The sequence below is a fragment of the Pseudomonas fluvialis genome (genome assembly GCF_002234375.1).
Classification (GTDB): Bacteria; Pseudomonadota; Gammaproteobacteria; order Pseudomonadales; family Pseudomonadaceae; genus Aquipseudomonas; species Aquipseudomonas fluvialis.
In genome coordinates this window covers 130,879-151,244 of record NZ_NMQV01000014.1, presented here as the reverse complement: position 1 = coordinate 151,244, position 20,366 = coordinate 130,879, and the positions used below count along the sequence as shown (strand labels likewise).

Here is a 20,366-nt window from a genome sequence, read left to right as displayed (position 1 = left end):
TCAGACGACCGTTGCACCTGCACCGACAAGCCATCGGTGCGGGTACGCATCACACTCAGCCGCCACCGGTAAGGGTGGTTACACACAACACATGCAAGGAGCACCTATGCAACACCCCGAACTCTCTCTGGCTGGCAAACTGGATATCGGCCTTAGCAAAGGTCTGTGCTGGCTATTGGGCTGGTCGAAAACCGTCAGCTTATGGCTGATCGGCCTGTTTATGCTGGCATCGCTGCCCTGGACTATTTTTGAATACGGCGAAGGCCTGGCTGATCTTGCCCCCCTGGAATGGCTGTTTATGCTGCTGTTGGCGCTCTTGCTGTGGCGACACATCCATTACGCCTCGCACTTTGCTTTGGGCTTCTGGCACGGCTTGCACCGCCTGCTGATCGCACAAGGCGTGATGTTCGTTTTAGGTCTTGTAGTACTCGGTGCAATCGCAGCAGTGCTTCAACTTGACAAGCACCCTGAAGAACTCTTGCGGCTGATACCCCAAGAGCACCCCATCGACAAGATCGTAACCTTCGGTGCGGTATTACTGGCGATCTTTCTTGGTGTTCCGCGTACTCCGGCAACTCAAGCCCCAGTGCCTGCGAGCGTGCAAACGCGCGTCGAACCCGAGATTACCCCCTTGGCCAAGGAGGCCAGCCTGTGAACCTGAAAGCACTGAGCATCTGCTGCCTGCTAACCAGCCTGCTAAGCCCTTTAGCGCAGGCCAACAATGACCCAGAGTACTTAATTGAGAGTTGCAAGGAGTTGGTCGGCATTTATGCCAAGCGCGATCAGCAGAATTTGCTGGCCGGCATATCGACCAGTTTGTCCGAAGCGCTGCGCGCCGGTTACTGCATGGGGGTAGTGGATGAGTACCGACGCCAAAATCATTGCGCCAGGCGTGACTGGTTTAGCCAGGCCAGCAGGGTGGCAGAAATGCCTGTGTCTTTTGCCAAGCGCACGTCAGTGAGGGCACTGCTGGAGCACTCCTGTGAAATCTGACCCACGCCATTGGCCCGAGCTGGCACAGGTATACGATGACCTACTGTGCAAAAGAATTGGCTTACAAAGCCCTCTAAGCCAGCATGGCAAACTGCTCAACAGCCTCAATACGTTAGTGAATGCCCTCAGCCCCTCCATCAAAGAAAAGGACGAGGTCGATCGCCGTCCTGACCGCAGCAAATACCGGGCGATCCATCTGGACTGGACGCCCATCGTGGGCGGCAAGGAAGGCCGCAACCGTGTGCGTATCAATCCTGAGCACATCATCCTGTTGTGGAATGCCATTTTGCTCCAGGGAGTATTTGGTGAGCCGAGGGTCGTCCTTGAGCTGGTCAAACCAAACGCAAAGCGTCAGCCTCTGGTCGATTGGGCCAGGCATCTTTTCCTGGAGCGTCAGTCACTTGCAGGACTTGGTTTGCTCAGGCAGGAGTTGTTGGTTTTTCTTGAACGCCTTCCGCTTGCCAAGCTCAATGAAGAAGCCTTGCCCAATCCATTTGCCGATACACTCCCACAAATGGGCCTCGGCCATCTGCAAGGCAACCTGCTGAAAGCTCTGGCAGCGCAGACAGCAGCGCTCTCTTTGGGCGACAGCATGATGGCGCATTACCTCAGCGGGGATCTGCAGCAGGCTTATGAGAAAGCCCGCGAGGTACACACGCAGAATGAACTGCTGCTGCAATACCGCGAGCTGATCATCCGTGAATACGAAGAAGCCAAGGACTTCGACGACCTGCTCGATTTACTTCGAAAAAACTAGGCGGCTTGTGGAATCCACAAATCAACACTGGCTCCGTCATCACAACGGAGCCTGTCATGCACACCATTCAATCCATTCTCGCCCGCTGTCCGCATCAGGTCAGCAGCTGCCACCAGGCTAAAGCCCAGCGCATTGACCAAGCCTTGCACACTGGCACGCCCTTTACCGCATTGGGCGGCAAGCGCGTGCGCTGCCGCGAGGGGCTACTGCGCTTCAAGCTTGGCAGCGACTGGCGCTTGCTCTATCAGATAACCGCCACTGGCTACGCACCGTGCGCCCTGGTCAGTCGTCAGTGTTTCGAACGTGAGCTGAAGCGAAGGCGGCCTATCAAGGCCTGCAACCTTCAATCACAGGAGAAACATCCATGACTGCACTTGTATCGCTCAATCAGCCGCTGCTGGCGGCCAACGGCCTGGAGATGAACGTCAGCCGCCTGGACTTCAAACGCCTGAAGTATAAGTACACCGAGTCTTCGGAAGCTGAAATGTCGGCAACTGAGTGGGATATGGCCGAGCTGGAATACCGCCGCTTTCTGACCCTCAAGCGCTTCTATCCATCCGTGGCATTGGTACCCAGCAAGACAGTGGATGCGATCTGGCATGCACACATTCTGGACACCCGTGCCTACCGCGAAGACTGCCAGCAAGTGTTCGGCCGTTTTATCGACCACTACCCCTACTTCGGCATCTACGGTCAGGACGATTACCAGGAGCTGAAGAGCGCTTTTGCTCAAACAGTCGCGCTGTATGAAAAGCACTTTGGTGCCTATCCGGGCGGTGGCAGCGAGGCGCAGGCCATGCGCTGCAAAGATCACCCGTGCCACGTTCCGACCAGCTGCGCCTGCCGCGTCGAAGGCGCTTGCAAGTAAACCCATTCACTTATTCAGGAAGCATGACCATGAGCAAACAACCGCAAAGCCCAAGCCGCCCTGCCCCTCAGCCTGCCCCACGCCCGGTAGTGCCTAACTTGCCAAGCACCACGGGCAACAAGTCAGGCGGTGGTCGCGGTAATTACCCGCCGGCTAAATCGAAGTAACGCCGTGGGTACGGCAGGCGCTTGGTTTGCGCCTGCCGTAGTTAATAGCTCCCAAGCAGGGCGTGGGCAGTTCGACTGCCTCAGCGTGGGAACGATCATAAATCGCAGGCAATAAAAAACCCCTGAGCAATCTCAGCGCCGGAGCGCATCAACCGACAGGGGCCGTGTTGCTGACGATTGTAGGCAGCTACGCCATTGCGTCAACCGCCGTCTGGCGTCAAAAACTGCCCGACCTTGGCCATCAGACATCTGGAGAGCATGCCTTGCGGCTGATCCATGTCGGCGGTTCCAAAAAAGGTTCAGCCGTGTATTCATGGCTGGGATCAGCTTGTTCTAGCTCAGCAGCCCGGGCCTTGCCTTGCTCTTCGCTGTAACAGGGCTCGACACCAATCCAGATGCCGGCATCGCATGCCCGATCACGCTTGTCGATATAGCCCCAGGCCTTCGCCTCTTGGTGATCACTTTGAAGATTCGCCATGCAGAGCAAAGTAGTTCGTGCGCGTTCGGCGCAGGAAAGTTGTGCAATGACGATTCACGCGCAATATTCGGCAAGCACAGGAGCAGTCTCGCGACAAAATCGGCCGAAGGCTGCCGGGCGCAGAATCAATGCGCTGCGATTTTACGCTAGCCGTTCGCCCTGGGCCGAATAAGGCGCGAAAAACTGATCACCACCTGCCAGTTCATCACTAAAACGGCCATGCGACACTCGTCGAACAAAATGACTCTATGGCGCTTTTCGGTCACAGGCTAAAATCGCCCATCGGCCCACCACGGCCCTGACTCAACGAGAGGTTATACAGATGTCCGATATCGTCATCGTCAGCGGTGCACGCACCCCCATGGGTGGTTTCCAAGGCAGCCTGGCCAGTGTGCCGGCCGTCGAACTGGGCGCGCTGGCCATTCGTGAAGCGGTAGCCCGCGCCGGCATCGCCGCCAGCGACGTCGAGGAAGTGATCATGGGCTGCGTACTGCCCGCCGGCCTCAAGCAGGGCCCGGCGCGCCAGGCGGCCCTGAATGCCGGACTGCCGGCCGCCACCGGCTGCACCACCATCAACAAGTTGTGCGGCTCGGGCATGAAGGCCGTGATGCTGGCCCATGACCTGCTCAAGGCTGGCAGCAACCGCGTGATGATCGCCGGCGGCATGGAGAGCATGTCCAACGCGCCCTACATCATCGAGAAGGCCCGTACCGGGCTGCGCATGGGCCATGGCGAGATCAAGGACCACATGTTCTTCGACGGCCTGGAGGATGCCCGCAGCGGCCGCCTGATGGGCTCCTTCGCTCAGGAAACCGCGGACCAGTACGGGATCACCCGTGAGGACATGGACGCCTACGCCATCGAGTCGCTGAAGCGCGCCCAGGCCGCCATCCAGAACGGCGAACTGGCCAGCGAGATCGTCCCGGTCACCGTCACCAGCCGCAAGGGCGAGGTGCTGGTGAAGGATGACGAACAACCGCTGACCGCCAACCTGGACAAAATTCCGACCCTCAAGCCGGCCTTCAAGAAAGACGGCACGATCACCGCAGCCAACGCCAGCTCGATCTCCGACGGTGCCAGCGCCCTGCTGCTGATGACCGCCGAGGAAGCCGCCCAGCGTGGCCTCAAGCCGCTGGCGAAGATCGTCGCCCATGCCACGCAAAGCCAGGACCCGAGCGAGTTCACCCTTGCGCCGATCGGCGCCATGAGCAACCTGTTCAAGAAGACCGGCTGGAGCAAGGACGACGTCGACCTGTTCGAGATCAACGAAGCCTTCGCCATGGTCACCATGCTGGCCATGCGCGAGCATGGCCTGGATCACGCTAAGGTCAACGTCTACGGCGGCGCCTGCGCCCAGGGGCATCCGGTGGGTTCCACCGGCTCGCGGATCATCCTCACGCTGATCAATGCGCTGCAACGCAAAGGCGGCAAGCGTGGTGTAGCTTCGTTGTGCATTGGTGGCGGCGAGGCCACCGCAGTCGCCATCGAGCTGCTGTAAGACCTTTCACGGTGCCTGCCTGGCAGGCACCGTGCCTCTCCGCCGGCTCTACCAGCCGACCCCCAGGCCAATCAGGTAGCGCCGCTGCGACTGGGTCACACCCAGGCCGCGCACCTGGTCCAGCTCGTACAACAAGCTCAGGCGAGCCCAGCTGTTGAGGCGATAGCGCAAGCCCATTTCGCCATCCAGCACATAGTCGATCTGCTGGATGTCCGGCATCTGTAGCTTGGCATTGCCGTAGAGCTCGACACGCGTGCCCCACAGCAGGCGTTGGTAATCCGTCTCCAGCGACCAGGTATCAAAGGTCAATGCACGCTGCTCACCTTCCAGACGAAAGCGATTGCGCATCAGGGTCATGTCGAAGCGCCCCAGTTCATCGTCCCAGAACAGATAGCCGGGCCCCATGCCGATGCTACGCTGGCGGCGCAGGGCTTCCATGGCATCCTCCTGCCAGTCCAGGCTGCTTCGCCAGTACAACTGCTCAGCGAAGAAGCGATCGAGGTCGTACTCCAGCTCCCAGTTATCCTTGGTCTGCGCATCATTCTTACGCTTGTCTTCCAACTCACCCTTGAGCAGATGTCGCCACGGGCCATGTTCAATACGCGTATCACCCTTGATCTTCAGCTCATCGGTGTCGTCCGCTTCGCGCTCGATATCCAGCTTTAAGTCGAGATTGCCTTCCCAGACCAGGTCATCGACCAGTTGCCGTGGCGGCACAGCACGATTGATATCACGCAGAGCCAGGGTCCGCGGAGTCTCTCCAAGCAGCCGAACCTGCCCAGGCTCCGCGGCCTGCAGGCGTTGTGCTCGTTCAGCCGTCACCCCTTCACCGCGCAGCAACAGGGCCGTTTCGGAACTTAAGGTCTGGATATTCTTCCAATCGATGACCACTCGCCCGGCATAAGTGGTATCCAGCACCAGTTTGCCGCCATCCATCAGTATGATGGTGCCACTCAGGCGGTCACCATTGTTCAGCCACACCGTATCGGCCAGGGCTGGCCAGGCCAGCATGCAGAGGAAAAGCACACGCCACATGGAATCAATTCATCACCGTGAGTCAGAAGTTGCACAGGATGCCTGCAGGCCAGCCTCTGCAACAAGCGCCAGTGAGCGGCGCGCGGCACTCTATGCCGTGCTGGCAGGCATACCCCAAGGCTATTTGCTGAGCTACGGACAGCTCGCCGAACTGGCCGGCCTGGGCCGTGCGGCACGCTGGGTAGGCCGGGAGCTGGCCCTGTTGCCGGATGACAGCCAGTTGCCCTGGCACCGCGTCGTTGCGGCAGGTGGTCGTCTGAGCCTGCCGGCGGACAGCCTGGCCGGGCAAGAACAGCGCGCCAGACTGGCCGCGGAAGGTGTACCCGTGCTCGGCGCACGTGTCGATTTGCGACGCTATGGCTGGCATGCCCAGCCTCCCAGGGGGTAGAGTGCCCGCTTTATTCCGCCTGTCTGCTACAAGGCCTGTCAGTCGATGACCGAAAATACCTGGCGCGCCGCCCTGGCCGCCTATGCCAGCCCGGCGACCCTGGTGCTGCTGCTGCTGGGCTTTGCCGCCGGCCTGCCCTACATGCTGGTGTTCTCCACCCTGTCGGTGTGGTTGCGCGAAGCCGGTGTCACCCACCAGACCATCGGCTATGCCAGCCTGATCGGCCTGGCCTACGCGTTCAAATGGGTCTGGTCACCCATGCTCGACCAATGGCGCCTGCCATGGATCGGTCATCTTGGGCGACGTCGCTCCTGGCTGGTGCTGTCACAGGCCCTGGTGGCAGCGGGGCTGGCCGGCATGGCCCTGTGCGACCCACAACACAACCTCGGCCTGTTGATCGGCATCGCCGTGGTGGTGGCCTTCGCCTCGGCCACCCAGGACATCGCCATCGATGCCTATCGCCTGGAGGTCGCCGATGACAGCCGCCAGGCTGCGCTGGCTGCCAGCTACATGGCCGGTTATCGTGTCTCGGCCCTGCTGGCCACCGCCGGCGCGCTGTACTTTGCCGACTGGTTTGGTGCCAACGACGGTCTCTACCATTACAGCGCCTGGTCCAGTACCTACCTGCTGTTCGCCCTGCTGATGCTGCCAGCACTGTTCACCAGCCTGCTGATGCGCGAGCCACAACGCGCCGCCGACATCAGCCGAGGCAACGGCCACAGCCTGCTCAGCCAGTTGCTCTCGGTACTGGTACTGATTGTCCTGCTGATCTCCGTGCCGGCACTGTTCACCCAGCTGTACAACACCGGTTTCAATGCCGCCCTCGAAGGCGGCGACCCACTGAGCCTGGTCACCGAGGATCGTGCTTTCCTGCGCGCCATCCTCTACGCCATCCTCACCGCACTCTGCCTGTCCAGCCTCGGCCGGCGCAGCCTCACGCCGGTGCTTACCCCGGTCAACGACTTCATTCGCCGCTATCGTTGGCAGGCCCTGCTGATGCTCGGACTGATCGCCACCTACCGCCTCTCCGATACGGTGATGGGCGTGATGGCCAACGTGTTCTACATCGACATGGGCTTTACCAAGGAACAGATCGCCAGCATCAGCAAGCTGTTCGGCCTGGCCATGACCCTGATCGGGGCCGGAGCCGGCGGCTTGCTGATCGTGCGTTTCGGCATTCTGCCGATCCTGTTCATCGGCGGCCTGAGCTCGGCAGCGACCAACCTGCTGTTTGCCGTACTGGCCGGGATGGGTGCCGACCGCGACATGCTGATCTTCACCATCAGCATGGACAACTTCAGCTCCGGCCTGGCCACTGCGGCCTTTGTCGCCTACTTGTCGAGCCTGACCAACCTGAAGTTCTCCGCCACGCAATACGCCTTGCTCAGCTCAATCATGCTCCTCCTGCCGCGCCTGATCGGCGGCTACTCCGGCAGCCTGGTGGAGAAGCTGGGCTATGAGCAGTTCTTCGTCACCACCGCGCTGCTGGGTATCCCGACCCTGCTGCTGATCGCCCTGCAATGGCGCAACCAGCCCCTGCAGCCTATGCCGGCCAGCAGCGATGACGCGACACAGCCCACAGCAGAACAACGCTAAGCCAGGCAAACAGTCACCGCATGATTTCCGCCCATAAAAAAAGAGCCCCGCAGGGCTCTTTTTTACCGGCTGGACGCTTACACGCCCGACGCCTTGGCCGCCGCCACGTCCTTGATGGACAGTTTGATACGGCCACGGTTGTCGACATCCAGCACCAGCACTTCAACTTCCTGGCCTTCCTTCAGTACGTCGGTCACCTTCTCCACGCGGGCATCGCTGAGCATGGAGATGTGTACCAGACCGTCCTTGCCGGGCAGGATGTTGACGAAGGCGCCGAAGTCGACGATGCGCTCGACCTTGCCGACGTAGATCTTGCCGATTTCCGCCTCGGCAGTGATCGACAGTACGCGTTGCTTGGCCGCTTCCGCCGCTTCCTTGGTTTCGCCGAAGATCTTGATCGAACCGTCGTCTTCGATGTCGATCGACGCCTTGGTCTCTTCGCAGATGGCACGGATGGTGGCGCCGCCCTTGCCGATCACGTCGCGGATCTTGTCCTGGTCGATCTTCATCGCCAGCATGGTCGGCGCATTGGCCGACAGCTCGCTGCGCGACTCGCTGATCACCTGGTTCATCTGACCGAGAATGTTCAGACGCGCTTCCAGCGCCTGGTTCAGGGCGATCTCCATGATCTCTTCGGTGATGCCCTGGATCTTGATGTCCATCTGCAGCGCGGTGACGCCCTTGGCGGTACCGGCTACCTTGAAGTCCATGTCGCCCAGGTGGTCTTCGTCACCGAGGATGTCGGTCAGCACGGCGAACTTCTCGCCTTCCTTGACCAGACCCATGGCGATACCGGCTACCGGAGCCTTCATCGGTACACCGGCGTCCATTAGGGCCAGCGAGGCACCGCACACCGAGGCCATGGAAGACGAACCGTTGGATTCGGTGATCTCCGAAACCACGCGGATGGTGTACGGGAACTCATCGGCGCTCGGCAGCATGGCGGCCACGCCACGACGGGCCAGGCGGCCGTGGCCGATCTCGCGACGACCGGTGGCGCCCATGCGACCACACTCACCGACCGAGTAGGGCGGGAAGTTGTAGTGCAGCATGAAGGGGTCTTTCTTCTCGCCTTCCAGGGTATCGAGCAGCTGTGCGTCACGCGCGGTACCGAGGGTGGCAACCACCAGGGCCTGGGTTTCGCCACGGGTGAACAGCGCCGAACCGTGGGTCTTGTCGAGCACGCCGACTTCGATGTTCAGGCCACGCACGGTGCGCGTGTCGCGACCATCGATGCGCGGCTTGCCGTTGACGATGTTCTCACGCACGGTGCGGTATTCGATCTCGCCGAAGGCATCCTTAACTTCTGCGGCGGAAGGCTGACCTTCCTCACCGGAGAACTTGGCGACTACCTGATCTTTCAGCTCGCCCAGACGCGCATAGCGGTCCTGCTTGATGGTGATGGTGTAGGCCTCGGAGATGGCCGCACCGAATTCGCTGCGGATGGCGTCGAGCAGCGCGGTATTGGCCTGCGGAGCAGTCCAGTCCCAGCGCGGCTTGCCGGCTTCGGCGGCGAGTTCTTCAACCGCCTTGATCACCGCCTGGAACTCTTCATGGGCAAACAGCACCGCACCGAGCATCTGGTCTTCGGTCAGCTCCTTGGCTTCCGACTCGACCATCAGCACGGCGTCCTTGGTACCGGCCACCACCATGTCCAGGCTGGACGCCTTGAGCTGCTCGTAGGTCGGGTTCAGCAGGTAGCCGGTTTCCGGGTGGAAGGCTACACGGGCGGCGCCGATCGGGCCGTCGAAGGGAATGCCCGAGATAGCCAGAGCTGCCGAGGTACCGATCATCGCAGCGATATCCGGATCGGTCTTCTTGCTGGTGGACACCACGGTGCAGATAACCTGCACTTCGTTCTGGAAACCTTCCGGGAACAGCGGGCGGATCGGGCGGTCGATCAGGCGCGAGGTCAGGGTCTCTTTCTCGGAAGGACGCGCTTCACGCTTGAAGAAGCCACCGGGAATCTTGCCGGCCGCGTAGTTTTTTTCCTGGTAGTGCACCGACAGCGGGAAGAATCCCTTGCTCGGATCGGCACTCTTGGCGCCTACCACGGTCACCAGCACGGTCACGTCGTTATCGACGGTAACCAGTACGGCGCCGGAGGCTTGGCGGGCAATACGCCCTGTTTCGAGGGTAACGGTCGACTGACCGAACTGGAACTTCTTGATAACCGGGTTCACGGTATTTTCCTTCTCTGTGTTGCCTTGGGGGAAATCCGCAGAAGGCCCGGGAATCGGCCCGAAGCATCCTGCAAGAAAGCCGAAAGCTGGAAGCCAGAAGCTGCAAGCGGGTGATACCCGATATGCAACTTCCCGCTTCCAGCTTCCGGCTTCACGCGAGCTACGTCTTAGCGACGCAGACCCAGGCGACCAATCAGGGCGCTGTAACGAGTGGTGTCCTTGCCCTTCAGGTAGTCCAGCAGCTTACGACGCTGGTTAACCATGCGGATCAGACCACGACGGCTGTGGTGGTCTTTGCCGTTGGCCTTGAAGTGACCTTGCAGCTTGTTGATGTTGGCGGTCAGCAGGGCTACCTGCACTTCCGGAGAACCGGTATCGCCTTCAGCTTGCTTGTACTCGTTTACGATCTGGGCTTTTTCTTCAACGCTCAGTGCCATGGTAATGGGCTCCTAGAGTGAACAGGCCGGGACTGCTCCCGTGTTTTAAAAAGAGGCATGACCGTGCCTGTTGACAGCCACCCTCGTCATCCAGCCGGTTTCCCGACTGGAGTCCGGTCATTCTGACCGAATCAGTCGACGCGGCGCCAGACGCCCGTCATCACTAACTTCACCAATTCCGATAAACCGCCCCTGCTCATCAACCACCCGCAGCAAACCGAATGTCGGTGTTCCGGGAGCACGTACCGGCTGACCATGCAACCAGTAGTACGCCGAATGGGCACTCAACTCCACCAGAGGCCAATGTTGCAGGCCGCTTTCTACCGGCAGGAGGAAGGCATCCAGCGCCTCGCTACCCGACTCGGCATGAGCCGCCTCCAGGGCCTCCAGGCTCACGGCCTGGGCCAGACTGAAGGGACCGGCCTGGGTGCGCCGCAACTCTGCAACATGCGCACCACAACCAAGCTGCTGACCGAGGTCTTCGACCAGGGTACGAATATAGGTACCCTTGCTACAGTCCACAGCCAAACGCAATTGCTCGCCTTGCCAGGCCAGCAACTCAAGCCGGGCAATAGTAACAGAACGCGCCTCGCGCTCCACTACTTCCCCCGCGCGAGCCAGCTTGTAGAGTGGCTGGCCGTCTTTCTTGAGCGCCGAATACATGGGGGGAATCTGCTGAATGGGCCCACGAAACCCCTGTAGAGCCGCTTCGATCTGTTCCGCAGTCAATGCAACGGGACGACGCTCCAGCACTTCGCCCTCGGCATCGCCCGTGGTAGTGGTCACGCCCAGCTGGGCGAGGGTTTCATAACCCTTGTCAGCATCCAGCAGATACTGGGAAAACTTGGTGGCCTCGCCAAAGCACAGCGGCAGCACGCCAGTGGCCAGGGGGTCGAGGCTGCCGGTGTGCCCGGCTTTTTCGGCATTGAGCAGCCAGCGCACCTTTTGCAGAGCCTGGTTGGAACTCATGCCGCGCGGTTTGTCGAGCACCAGCACACCATTGACCTGACGCCTTACACGCTTGACCTGCGCCATCTCAATCGTCCTGATGCTGGCGGTCTTCGGCTACCGCACGCTCGATCAGCGCCGAAAGATGCACGCCACGACTGACACTCTCGTCATAGTGGAAGTGCAGTTGCGGTACGCTGCGCAGCTTCATCAGCTTACCCAGCAGCATACGCAGGTAACCCGCAGCATCATTGAGAATCTCTAGGTTGAGCGCGATGCGCGGTGCATCGGCCTCGCCCATCAACGTGATGTAGACCTTGGCATGCCCCAGGTCGCGACTGACTTCCACCGTCGTAATGGTGATGAAGCCTAGCCGTGGATCGCGCACTTCACGCGGAATCAGCTGCGCCAGTTCGCGCTGCATCTGATCGCCGACCCGCTGGGTACGGCTGTAGTCTTTGGCCATAAAAGCTGCCTCAAGCTCCAAGCGTTACGCTTCAAGCTAAAAAATACCAAAAAGCCAAACGGCAAGCTCAACAGGTCGGCTAGGCCACCCCTTGAAACTTGCCGTTTGAGACATGTCGCTGCTGGTTAGAGCGACCGCGCTACCTGGACCTTCTCGAAGACCTCGATCTTGTCGCCGACCTTGACGTCGTTGTAGCTCTTCACGGCGATACCGCACTCCATGCCGGCACGCACCTCGGACATGTCGTCCTTGAAGCGGCGCAGCGACTCCAGCTCGCCTTCGAAAATCACCACGTCTTCACGCAGTACGCGAATCGGACGGTTGCGGTGCACCGTGCCTTCGACCACCATGCAACCGGCCACCGCGCCAAACTTCGGCGAGCGGAACACGTCACGTACCTCAGCGATACCCAGGATATTTTCCCGCACATCACTGCCGAGCATACCGGTGAGCGCCTTCTTGACGTCCTCGATGATGTCGTAAATGACGTTGTAGTAGCGCATGTCCAGGCCTTCGGACTCGACGATCTTGCGCGCCCCTGCGTCAGCACGCACGTTGAAGCCGAACAGTACCGCATTCGAGGCGAGCGCCAGGTTGGCATCGGACTCGGTGATGCCACCGACGCCGCCACCGACCACACGCACCTGCACCTCGTCGTTGCCCAGGGTACTGAGCGAGCCTTGCAGGGCTTCCAGAGAACCACGCACATCGGCCTTGAGGACGATGTTGAGGGTTTTCTTCTCTTCCTGGCCCATGTTTTCGAAGATGTTTTCCAGCTTGCCGGCATGCGCGCGAGCCAGTTTGACCTCGCGGAACTTGCCTTGACGGAACAGCGCGACCTCGCGGGCCTTCTTCTCGTCGGCCACCACCATCATCTCGTCGCCAGCATCCGGCGTACCGTCCAGGCCGAGAATCTCGACCGGAATCGACGGACCGGCTTCCTTGATCGGCTTGCCATTCTCGTCGAGCATGGCACGCACGCGACCATAGTTGACGCCAACCAGCACCATGTCGCCCTGACGCAGGGTACCGTCCTGAACCAGCACGGTGGCCACAGGACCACGGCCCTTGTCCAGACGCGACTCGACCACCACCCCACGGCCCGGTGCCGCCGGCGTAGCCTTCAGCTCCAGCACCTCGGCCTGCAACAACACCGCCTCGAGCAGTTCGTCGACGCCCGTACCTACTTTCGCAGACACATGCACGAAGGGTGCGTCGCCCCCCCACTCTTCCGGAATGACATCCAGAGCGGCCAGGCCGTTCTTGATGTTGTCCGGGTTGGCATCGGGCTTGTCGATCTTGTTCACCGCGACCACGATCGGTACGCCAGCCGCTTTCGCGTGCTGCACCGCTTCCTGGGTCTGCGGCATAACGCCGTCATCCGCCGCCACGACCAAGATGACAATGTCGGTAGCCTTGGCACCACGTGCACGCATCTGGGTAAACGCGGCGTGGCCGGGCGTATCGAGGAAGGTGATCATGCCGCGATCGGTTTCCACGTGATAGGCACCGATGTGCTGGGTGATACCACCCGCTTCCCCTGAGGCCACCTTGGCACGACGAATGTAGTCGAGCAGCGAGGTCTTACCATGGTCGACGTGACCCATGACGGTAACTACCGGCGCACGGTGGAAGGACTCACCTTCGAACTTCAGCGACTCGGCCAGTTGCTCTTCCAGGGCGTTATCGCTGACCAGCTTGACCTTATGACCGAACTCCTCGGCAATCAGCTGTGCGGTTTCCTGATCGAGCACCTGGTTGATGGTCACCGGCGTGCCCAGCTTGAACATGAACTTGACCACTTCCGCACCCTTGACCGCCATTTGCTGGGCGAGCTCGGAAACGGTGATGGTTTCGCCAATGGCGACGTCACGCACGATCGGACCGGTCGGGCTTTGGAAGCCATGCTGATTGCGCTTCTTCAGCTTGGACTTGCCACCACGCCCACCGCGACGGAAACCGTCGGTTTCTTCATCAGTGCTGCGCGGCGCCACACGCGGTGCAGGCACCTTCTCTTTTTCCTTGGCAGAAGGACGATGCGCCGGCTTACGCTCACGACGTTCGTCATCGACACGCGCACGCTCGGGCAAGCGGCGTGCTTCTTCTTTCTTGACCTCGGTGACTGCAGCGGGCAGCTCTTCGACAGTTGCAGCAGCCAACTCAGCCTGCTTGTTCTGCACAGCCGCCTTGCTGGCCTGCTCAGCCTGACGGCGAGCCTCTTCAGCAGCCTGGCGCTTGTTCTCCTCATCGGCGATCTTGCGAGCAGCCTCTTCCGCCGCACGCTTCTCAGCCAGATCACGCTGCTTTTCAGCCTCGATCTCTTCCGGACTACGCTTGACGTAGGTTTTCTTCTTGCGAACTTCGACACTGACCGTCTTGCTACCCGCTACGCGCAGGGTACTGGTGGTTTTGCGCTGCAGGGTAATCTTGCGCGGCTCTTCCACCTTGGCACCGTGACTGCTCTTGAGGTGCGCCAGCAGCGCCTGCTTCTCGCTGTCGGTTACCACCTGGTCGGCGCTGGAGTGCGGCAAACCCGCCTCTTTCATTTGCTGCAGCAGGCGCTCGACAGGGGTATCCACCACCTGCGCCAGTTCTTTCACCGTGACTTGCGTCATGCACTTCTCTCCTCAGGCCGCAATCGCTTACTCGAACCAATGGGCGCGGGCGGCCATAATCAGCTTGCCGGCACGTTCTTCATCCATGCCGTCGATGTCGAGCAAGTCGTCAATCGACTGCTCGGCCAGATCTTCGCGGCTGACCACACCACGCACAGCCAGCTCTACGGCCAGCTCGCTATCCATGCCTTCCAGCGCCAGCAGGTCTTCAGCCGGATGAACCTCGGCCAGCTTCTCTTCGGTGGCGATGGCCTTGGTCAACAGGCGATCCTTGGCCCGCGCACGCAACTCACTGACGATGTCTTCGTCAAAGCCGTCGATACCGAGCATTTCTTCCATCGGTACGTAGGCAATTTCTTCGAGGCTGGTAAAGCCTTCTTCAACCAGCACCTGCGCCAGCTCTTCGTCGACTTCCAGTTCATCGATAAAGTGCTGGAGGATGTCACCGGTTTCCGCTTGCTGCTTGGCCTGGATGTCCGCTTCGGTCATAACGTTGAGCGTCCAGCCGGTCAGCTGGCTAGCCAAACGCACGTTCTGACCACCACGACCGATAGCCTGAGCCAGGTTATCCTCAGCTACCGCGATATCCATCGCGTGGGCATCCTCATCAACGATGATCGCCGCCACTTCGGCCGGCGCCATCGCGTTGATGACGAACTGTGCAACGTTGTCGTCCCACAGCACGATATCCACACGCTCGCCACCCAGTTCGCCAGAAACGGCTTGCACACGCGAACCACGCATGCCGATACAGGCGCCTTGCGGATCGATTCGCTTGTCCTTGGAGCGCACCGCAATTTTCGCGCGCGAACCCGGATCACGCGCAGCGCCCATCACCTCGATCAGCTCTTCGGCAATCTCGGGCACTTCGATACGGAACAACTCGATCAGCATCTGCGGTGCTGTGCGAGACAGGATCAGTTGCGGACCACGATTCTCGCTACGAATCTCCTTGAGCAAGGCACGCACGCGTGCACCAACCCGGAAGGTCTCGCGCGGAATGATGTCTTCGCGTGCCAGCAACGCTTCAGCGTTGTTACCCAGGTCGACGATGACGTTGTCGCGGGTCACCTTCTTGACAGTACCGGCAATGATATCGCCGACTCGATCACGGTAGGCTTCCACCACCTGAGCGCGCTCGGCTTCACGCACCTTCTGCACGATGACCTGCTTGGCGGTTTGCGCAGCAATGCGCCCGAACTCAATCGACTCGATCTTCTCTTCAAGCACATCACCGACCTTGGCATTGGCGGCCACTGCCTGCGGCATGTCGACGGTCAACTGATGCGCCGGGTCTTCGAAGTCACTTTCTTCAACCACAGCCCAGCGACGGAAAGTGTCATAGCTGCCATTCGCCCGATTAATGCAAACGCGCACATCCACTTCATCTTCGTAACGCTTCTTGGTGGCCGTGGCCAGCGCCAATTCCAGCGCCTCGAAAATCACCCCCGCCGGCACACCCTTTTCGTTGGATACCGACTCAACAACCAGCAGTATTTCTTTGCTCATCGCACGCCTCGCCTTTGGCAATCCGTTGGACCCGTCGGATCCGCGTCTCAATCAAAACGGGGAATAATATTGGCCTTGTCGATCAGATCGATCGGCAGCAGGTATTCGTGATCATCCACAAGAACCACGACATCCTGCTCCTCTGCTCCACGCAGCAGGCCCTGGAAATTGCGTCGCCCCTCAAAGGGCGAACGCAGCTTGATTTTCACCAGCTCGCCGGCATGCCGGGCAAACTGTTCCAGCGTAAACAGAGGACGATCCATACCGGGCGACGACACCTCCAGGGTGTACTCGCTGCTGATCGGATCCTCCACGTCCAGTACGCCACTGATCTGTCGACTGACCTTTTCGCAATCGTCAACCAGCACGCCATTGGCATGATCGATGTAGACACGCAACAGGGAGTGACGCCCCTGTGACAGAAATTCTACCCCCCAGCACTCATAGCCCAGGGCTTCGACCACCGGAGCCAACAAGGCCTGCAACTGTTCTAGCTTGCTCGACACTCGAACTCCTCGCGCATGCTTTGCAAATAAAAAATGGGCATAACGCCCATCACCTCATGCCGCCAGGACACACACCTGCGGCCAATGTCCCAGCTAGCAAAAAGCCCCTGAAAAGGGGCTTCGGCACTACTGGTTGCGGGGGCTGGATTTGAACCAACGACCTTCGGGTTATGAGCCCGACGAGCTACCAGACTGCTCCACCCCGCGTCAAAGCTGGAGCGGGAGTATACGGCTCGACACCTCAAGGGTCAACCGCACACACCAGAAACGCAGCGACCCGCCAAGGCGGGTCGTTGCAAGTTTGGTACCGAGGAGGGGACTCGAACCCCTACAGCCTGTGGCCACTACCACCTCAAGGTAGCGTGTCTACCAATTCCACCACCTCGGCAAACTTTTGCACTACTCAGTTACTGGAATATCTTCCTGCCCCTGAACAGCACCTTGCTCTTCCAGTACCGGCACATCTTCAACCGCCGGCGCTTTTTGTTGAACCTGAATTACCGCAGGATCCGGCAATCCAACTTGACCCATTGTATCAGCTTTTTCTTTAGCAAAATACGCTAAACCCAAGCTGGTAATAAAAAAAGTTGCAGCAAGTATAGCTGTAACACGACTCAGAAAAGTAGCCGAACCCTGACTACCAAATACCGTAGCCGAGGCTCCCGAACCGAACGAGGCACCCGCATCAGCACCCTTACCCTGCTGAACCAGCACAAGACCGACAACAGCCAGGGCCACCAGCAGATGCACCACAATAACAACGGTTTCCAGCATGTCAGTTTCCCGCAGCGCGACAGATCGCACCGAATTCGTCTGCATTCAGGGAGGCACCACCCACCAGCCCCCCATCGATATCCGGCATTGCAAAAAGCTCGACAGCATTCGTCGACTTCACGCTTCCGCCGTACAAAATCCGCAGCTTCTCTGCCACATCAGCATCGAATGCCGCCACATGCTGGCGAATCGCCGCATGCACCTGCTGCGCCTGATCAGCGGTAGCAGTCAACCCCGTACCGATGGCCCAAACAGGCTCGTAAGCCACTACCGCCCGAGAGAACGCCTGAACACCCAGCGCATCCAGAACAGCACTTACCTGTCCCAGCACCACATTCAGCGTCTGATCCGACTCTCGCTCGGCGAGCGTCTCACCTACGCACAGTATCGGCGTTATGCCACACGACTGCACAGCAGAAAACTTGCGCACCACCTGCTGATCGTCTTCACCCAGCAACTGACGACGCTCGGAGTGCCCAACCAACACATAAGTGCAGGAAAAATCCAGCAACTGCGAAGCACTCACCTCGCCGGTCAGCGCACCTTGGCCAGGCTCGACCGCGCAGTTCTGCGCCCCCAGGACAACTTCAGAACCCTCAAGAGCCTGAAAGACCTGCTCAAGGTGAACCAGGGACGGCATTACTGCCACTTCGGCCCGACAATTCCGACACGCATCAAGCAAGCCACTCAGCAGCTCAGCAACACTGGTGCGGGTACCGTGCATTTTCCAGTTACCGGCTACCAGGGGGCGACGCATGCCATACCTCGTCGTTCAAAGTGGGCGCAGATGTTACCCAAGCGACTAATCCCAAGCAAGCAAAATCAAGTACATAGTTGCGCCACCAGCCCCGCCAGGCGCTCTGCATGCTGGCGCACCTGCAGCGCATCACGTCCCTCGACCATAACCCGTAACAACGGCTCGGTACCCGATTTGCGCAACAAGACACGTCCTTCGCCGGCCATTTCTCGCTCAACATCGACGCACGCCTGCTGCAATTGTGGATGCTGCAAGGGGTCACTGGTACCAGCAGCAAAGCGCACATTGATGAGCACCTGCGGGCACAGCGCCAAAGCGCTACGCGCCTCAGCCAGGCTGACCTGCCAACGCCGCAGCGCCAGCAAAACCTGCAGGGCGGCGATCACCGCATCTCCCGTAGTCGTATGCTGACAACACACCAGATGCCCCGAGTTCTCACCCCCCAGCTGCCAGCCGCGTGCCAGCAGTTCAGCCATTACATAGCGATCGCCCACCTTGGCCCGCACGAAGGGAATATCCAGCGCCTTCAGCGCCAACTCAAGGCCGAGGTTACTCATCTGTGTACCCACAACACCACCGCTCAAACGCCCACGTTCCTGCATGTCGCGCGCGATGATGTAGAGCAGCTCGTCGCCATCCACCACAGCTCCGGTATGGTCCACCATGAGCACACGATCACCGTCCCCATCGAAGGCAATACCCAGATCCGCCCCCTGCTCCAACACTGCGGCCTGAAGACCGTGCATATGGGTAGAGCCACAGTTCTCATTGATATTCAGGCCATCCGGCTGATTGGCGATCACGTGAACCTGGGCACCCAACTCACGGAACACGCTGGGCGCCACCTTGTAAGTAGCCCCATGAGCACAATCAAGCACCAATTTGAGGCCAGCAAAACTGGTACTGGTCGGCACGCTACTCTTGCAGAACTCGATATAGCGCCCTGCCGCATCATTGATGCGCGAAGCCTTACCAATCTGTGCCGACTCAACCACCTGCATGGGCTGATCAAGCAGGGCCTCGATCTTAAGTTCGATGTCATCAGGCAGCTTGGTGCCCTGCCCGGAAAAGAATTTGATGCCGTTATCGTCATACGGGTTATGCGAAGCACTAATGACAATGCCCGCATCAGCCTGAAAAGTCCGCGTGAGATAAGCGATCGCCGGTGTCGGCATCGGCCCCAGCAACATCACGTCCACACCGGCCGAGGCCAAGCCCGCCTCAAGCGCAGACTCGAACATATAACCCGATACCCGCGTATCCTTGCCCACCAGAATGCGACCGCGCCGCCCTTCCTGGCGAAACGCCATCCCTGCCGCCCAGCCTAGGCGCAAGACGAATTCCGGGGTAATGGGAAAAGTCCCAACGCGACCACGCACCCCATCGGTGCCGAAGTATTTACGTGCCATTGTTTGCAATCCCTAAGCTATCAAGGCGCTGAACCACGCGACGCGGATCGTCCTGAATCATGAAAATGAACCACAGGTTGCTGACCACACCCGCAACACTCGCAACCACACGCCGCATAAAAGTACCGATCAATCAGCTTCAGCTACCGCCTCGAGCATGCGCAGCACATCTACCGTCTCGGCGACATCATGCACACGCAGGATATGCGCGCCCTGCTGAACAGCTAAAGCGGCCAACGCCAGGCTACCCGCCAAACGCTGATCCACCTCACGACCGAGCACCTTGCCAATCATGCTTTTGCGAGAAACCCCCACCAACAGGGGCAAGTGCAAGTCATGCAACGTCTGCATATGGCGAAACAATGACAGATTATGCGCCAGCGTTTTGGCGAAACCAAAGCCTGGATCGATCAGCAGTCGCTCGCGAGCAATTCCCGCCGCTTCACACGCCGCCACGCGATCAGCCAGAAAAGTCCTTACTGCTGTCGTTACATCGTCATACTGCGGGCTGTCCTGCATGGTCTGTGGCTCGCCCTGCATATGCATGAGGCAAACCGCCAGATTGCCCTGAGCGGCAGCCTGAAGGGCGCCATCACGCGACAACGAACGGACATCATTGATCATCCCGGCACCAAGCAGCGCCGCTTCGCGCATCAGCGCAGGACTCGAGGTATCCACGGAAACCAGTGCATCCAGGCGGCACACCAACTGCTCAACCACCGGCGCCACACGCTGCAACTCTTCCTCGGCAGATACCGGAGGCGCTCCCGGACGAGTCGACTCCCCGCCCACATCAATGATCGTCGCACCCGCTTCAAGCATCTGCTCAGCGTGACGCAGCGCCGCATCGATACGGTTATAACGACCACCGTCGGAGAAGGAGTCCGGCGTAACATTAAGAATGCCCATCACCTGCGGACGGGACAAATCAAGAGTCCGGCTACCACAAGGTAGCCGGAAGGGCTGCACAGCCATTGCAATG

At 59.8% G+C, this 20,366-nt stretch carries 21 protein-coding genes and 2 tRNA genes; 8 read left to right on the top strand and 15 right to left on the bottom strand.

Translation table 11 applies throughout. The annotated features are described in order from the left end of the window. Nucleotides 1-106 precede the first annotated feature (106 nt). The 5 genes from CFY91_RS08855 to CFY91_RS08830 are packed head-to-tail and all read left to right on the top strand — an operon-like array spanning nt 107 to nt 2,618. Nucleotides 107-655 carry a hypothetical protein gene (locus tag CFY91_RS08855; RefSeq protein WP_093985988.1) on the top strand — a complete coding sequence of 183 codons (549 nt, stop codon included), beginning with the start codon at nt 107-109 and terminating at the stop codon, nt 653-655. Beyond that, complete coding sequence (locus CFY91_RS08850) at nt 652-993, top strand: hypothetical protein (protein WP_093985987.1); 342 nt, start codon at nt 652-654, stop codon at nt 991-993. Before CFY91_RS08855 ends, CFY91_RS08850 begins: the two co-directional genes overlap by 4 nt. Then, on the top strand, nt 983-1,750 hold the full coding sequence (locus tag CFY91_RS15890) for a hypothetical protein (RefSeq protein WP_133063677.1): 768 nt from the start codon (nt 983-985) through the stop codon (nt 1,748-1,750). The genes CFY91_RS08850 and CFY91_RS15890 overlap by 11 nt, the downstream gene beginning before the upstream one ends. 56 nt (nt 1,751-1,806) lie before the next feature. Continuing rightward, nucleotides 1,807-2,118, top strand: a complete 312-nt coding sequence (locus CFY91_RS08835; protein WP_093985984.1) for a ParE family toxin-like protein — start codon at nt 1,807-1,809, stop codon at nt 2,116-2,118. Next, complete coding sequence (locus tag CFY91_RS08830; protein WP_093985983.1) at nt 2,115-2,618, top strand: glycine-rich domain-containing protein; 504 nt, start codon at nt 2,115-2,117, stop codon at nt 2,616-2,618. Before CFY91_RS08835 ends, CFY91_RS08830 begins: the two co-directional genes overlap by 4 nt. Nucleotides 2,619-3,026: 408 nt before the next feature. Here CFY91_RS08830 and CFY91_RS15885 read toward each other — a convergent pair whose 3' ends face one another. Continuing rightward, nucleotides 3,027-3,263 (bottom strand): hypothetical protein, encoded by a 237-nt coding sequence (locus tag CFY91_RS15885; protein WP_133063676.1) that lies wholly within the window; start codon nt 3,261-3,263, stop codon nt 3,027-3,029. A 322-nt stretch (nt 3,264-3,585) separates the two neighbouring features. Between CFY91_RS15885 and CFY91_RS08825 the strand changes: the two genes are divergently transcribed. Beyond that, a complete protein-coding gene (locus tag CFY91_RS08825) occupies nt 3,586-4,761 on the top strand; it encodes a thiolase family protein (protein ID WP_093985982.1) in 1,176 nt (391 codons plus the stop codon). Between the two features lie 48 nt (nt 4,762-4,809). Here CFY91_RS08825 and CFY91_RS08820 read toward each other — a convergent pair whose 3' ends face one another. Beyond that, the gene (locus tag CFY91_RS08820) at nt 4,810-5,796 is read right to left on the bottom strand and encodes a DUF481 domain-containing protein (protein WP_093985981.1); all 987 of its coding nucleotides are present in this window, start codon (nt 5,794-5,796) and stop codon (nt 4,810-4,812) included. Between CFY91_RS08820 and CFY91_RS08815 the strand changes: the two genes are divergently transcribed. After that, nucleotides 5,795-6,184, top strand: a complete 390-nt coding sequence (locus CFY91_RS08815) for an MGMT family protein (RefSeq protein ID WP_093985980.1) — start codon at nt 5,795-5,797, stop codon at nt 6,182-6,184. The genes CFY91_RS08820 and CFY91_RS08815 overlap by 2 nt on opposite strands. A gap of 45 nt (nt 6,185-6,229) precedes the next feature. Next, nucleotides 6,230-7,780 carry an AmpG family muropeptide MFS transporter gene (locus CFY91_RS08810; protein WP_093985979.1) on the top strand — a complete coding sequence of 517 codons (1,551 nt, stop codon included), beginning with the start codon at nt 6,230-6,232 and terminating at the stop codon, nt 7,778-7,780. A 77-nt stretch (nt 7,781-7,857) separates the two neighbouring features. On the opposite strand, the gene pnp is transcribed toward CFY91_RS08810, so the two are convergent. The 13 genes from pnp to folP all read right to left on the bottom strand — a co-directional run bounded on the left by pnp (nt 7,858) and on the right by folP (nt 20,359). Then, nucleotides 7,858-9,963 (bottom strand): polyribonucleotide nucleotidyltransferase, encoded by a 2,106-nt coding sequence (pnp, locus tag CFY91_RS08805; protein WP_093985978.1) that lies wholly within the window; start codon nt 9,961-9,963, stop codon nt 7,858-7,860. A gap of 167 nt (nt 9,964-10,130) precedes the next feature. Further along, nucleotides 10,131-10,400 carry a 30S ribosomal protein S15 gene (gene rpsO, locus CFY91_RS08800; RefSeq protein WP_003240577.1) on the bottom strand — a complete coding sequence of 90 codons (270 nt, stop codon included), beginning with the start codon at nt 10,398-10,400 and terminating at the stop codon, nt 10,131-10,133. Between the two features lie 117 nt (nt 10,401-10,517). Beyond that, the gene (truB, locus tag CFY91_RS08795) at nt 10,518-11,435 is read right to left on the bottom strand and encodes a tRNA pseudouridine(55) synthase TruB (RefSeq protein WP_093985977.1); all 918 of its coding nucleotides are present in this window, start codon (nt 11,433-11,435) and stop codon (nt 10,518-10,520) included. 1 nt (nt 11,436) lies between these two features. Then, nucleotides 11,437-11,814, bottom strand: coding sequence for a 30S ribosome-binding factor RbfA (gene rbfA, locus CFY91_RS08790; RefSeq protein WP_093985976.1), 378 nt, complete (start codon nt 11,812-11,814; stop codon nt 11,437-11,439). A gap of 125 nt (nt 11,815-11,939) precedes the next feature. Then, entirely contained in the window at nt 11,940-14,429 is a 2,490-nt protein-coding gene (gene infB / locus CFY91_RS08785; protein ID WP_093985975.1) for a translation initiation factor IF-2, read from the bottom strand. A gap of 27 nt (nt 14,430-14,456) precedes the next feature. Continuing rightward, a complete protein-coding gene (nusA, locus tag CFY91_RS08780; RefSeq protein WP_093985974.1) occupies nt 14,457-15,938 on the bottom strand; it encodes a transcription termination factor NusA in 1,482 nt (493 codons plus the stop codon). A 47-nt stretch (nt 15,939-15,985) separates the two neighbouring features. Continuing rightward, nucleotides 15,986-16,444 carry a ribosome maturation factor RimP gene (rimP, locus tag CFY91_RS08775; RefSeq protein ID WP_093985973.1) on the bottom strand — a complete coding sequence of 153 codons (459 nt, stop codon included), beginning with the start codon at nt 16,442-16,444 and terminating at the stop codon, nt 15,986-15,988. Between the two features lie 130 nt (nt 16,445-16,574). Further along, nucleotides 16,575-16,651, bottom strand: a tRNA-Met gene (locus CFY91_RS08770). 95 nt (nt 16,652-16,746) lie between these two features. Then, nucleotides 16,747-16,832: transfer RNA gene (locus CFY91_RS08765), tRNA-Leu, on the bottom strand. An 11-nt stretch (nt 16,833-16,843) separates the two neighbouring features. After that, nucleotides 16,844-17,218: a preprotein translocase subunit SecG gene (gene secG / locus CFY91_RS08760; RefSeq protein WP_093985972.1), complete on the bottom strand. Its 375-nt coding sequence runs from the start codon at nt 17,216-17,218 to the stop codon at nt 16,844-16,846. 1 nt (nt 17,219) lies between these two features. Then, nucleotides 17,220-17,975, bottom strand: coding sequence for a triose-phosphate isomerase (gene tpiA, locus CFY91_RS08755; protein ID WP_093985971.1), 756 nt, complete (start codon nt 17,973-17,975; stop codon nt 17,220-17,222). Between the two features lie 65 nt (nt 17,976-18,040). After that, nucleotides 18,041-19,384 (bottom strand): phosphoglucosamine mutase, encoded by a 1,344-nt coding sequence (glmM, locus tag CFY91_RS08750; RefSeq protein ID WP_093985970.1) that lies wholly within the window; start codon nt 19,382-19,384, stop codon nt 18,041-18,043. 129 nt (nt 19,385-19,513) lie between these two features. Continuing rightward, nucleotides 19,514-20,359 carry a dihydropteroate synthase gene (gene folP / locus CFY91_RS08745; protein ID WP_093985969.1) on the bottom strand — a complete coding sequence of 282 codons (846 nt, stop codon included), beginning with the start codon at nt 20,357-20,359 and terminating at the stop codon, nt 19,514-19,516. Nucleotides 20,360-20,366 lie beyond the last annotated feature (7 nt).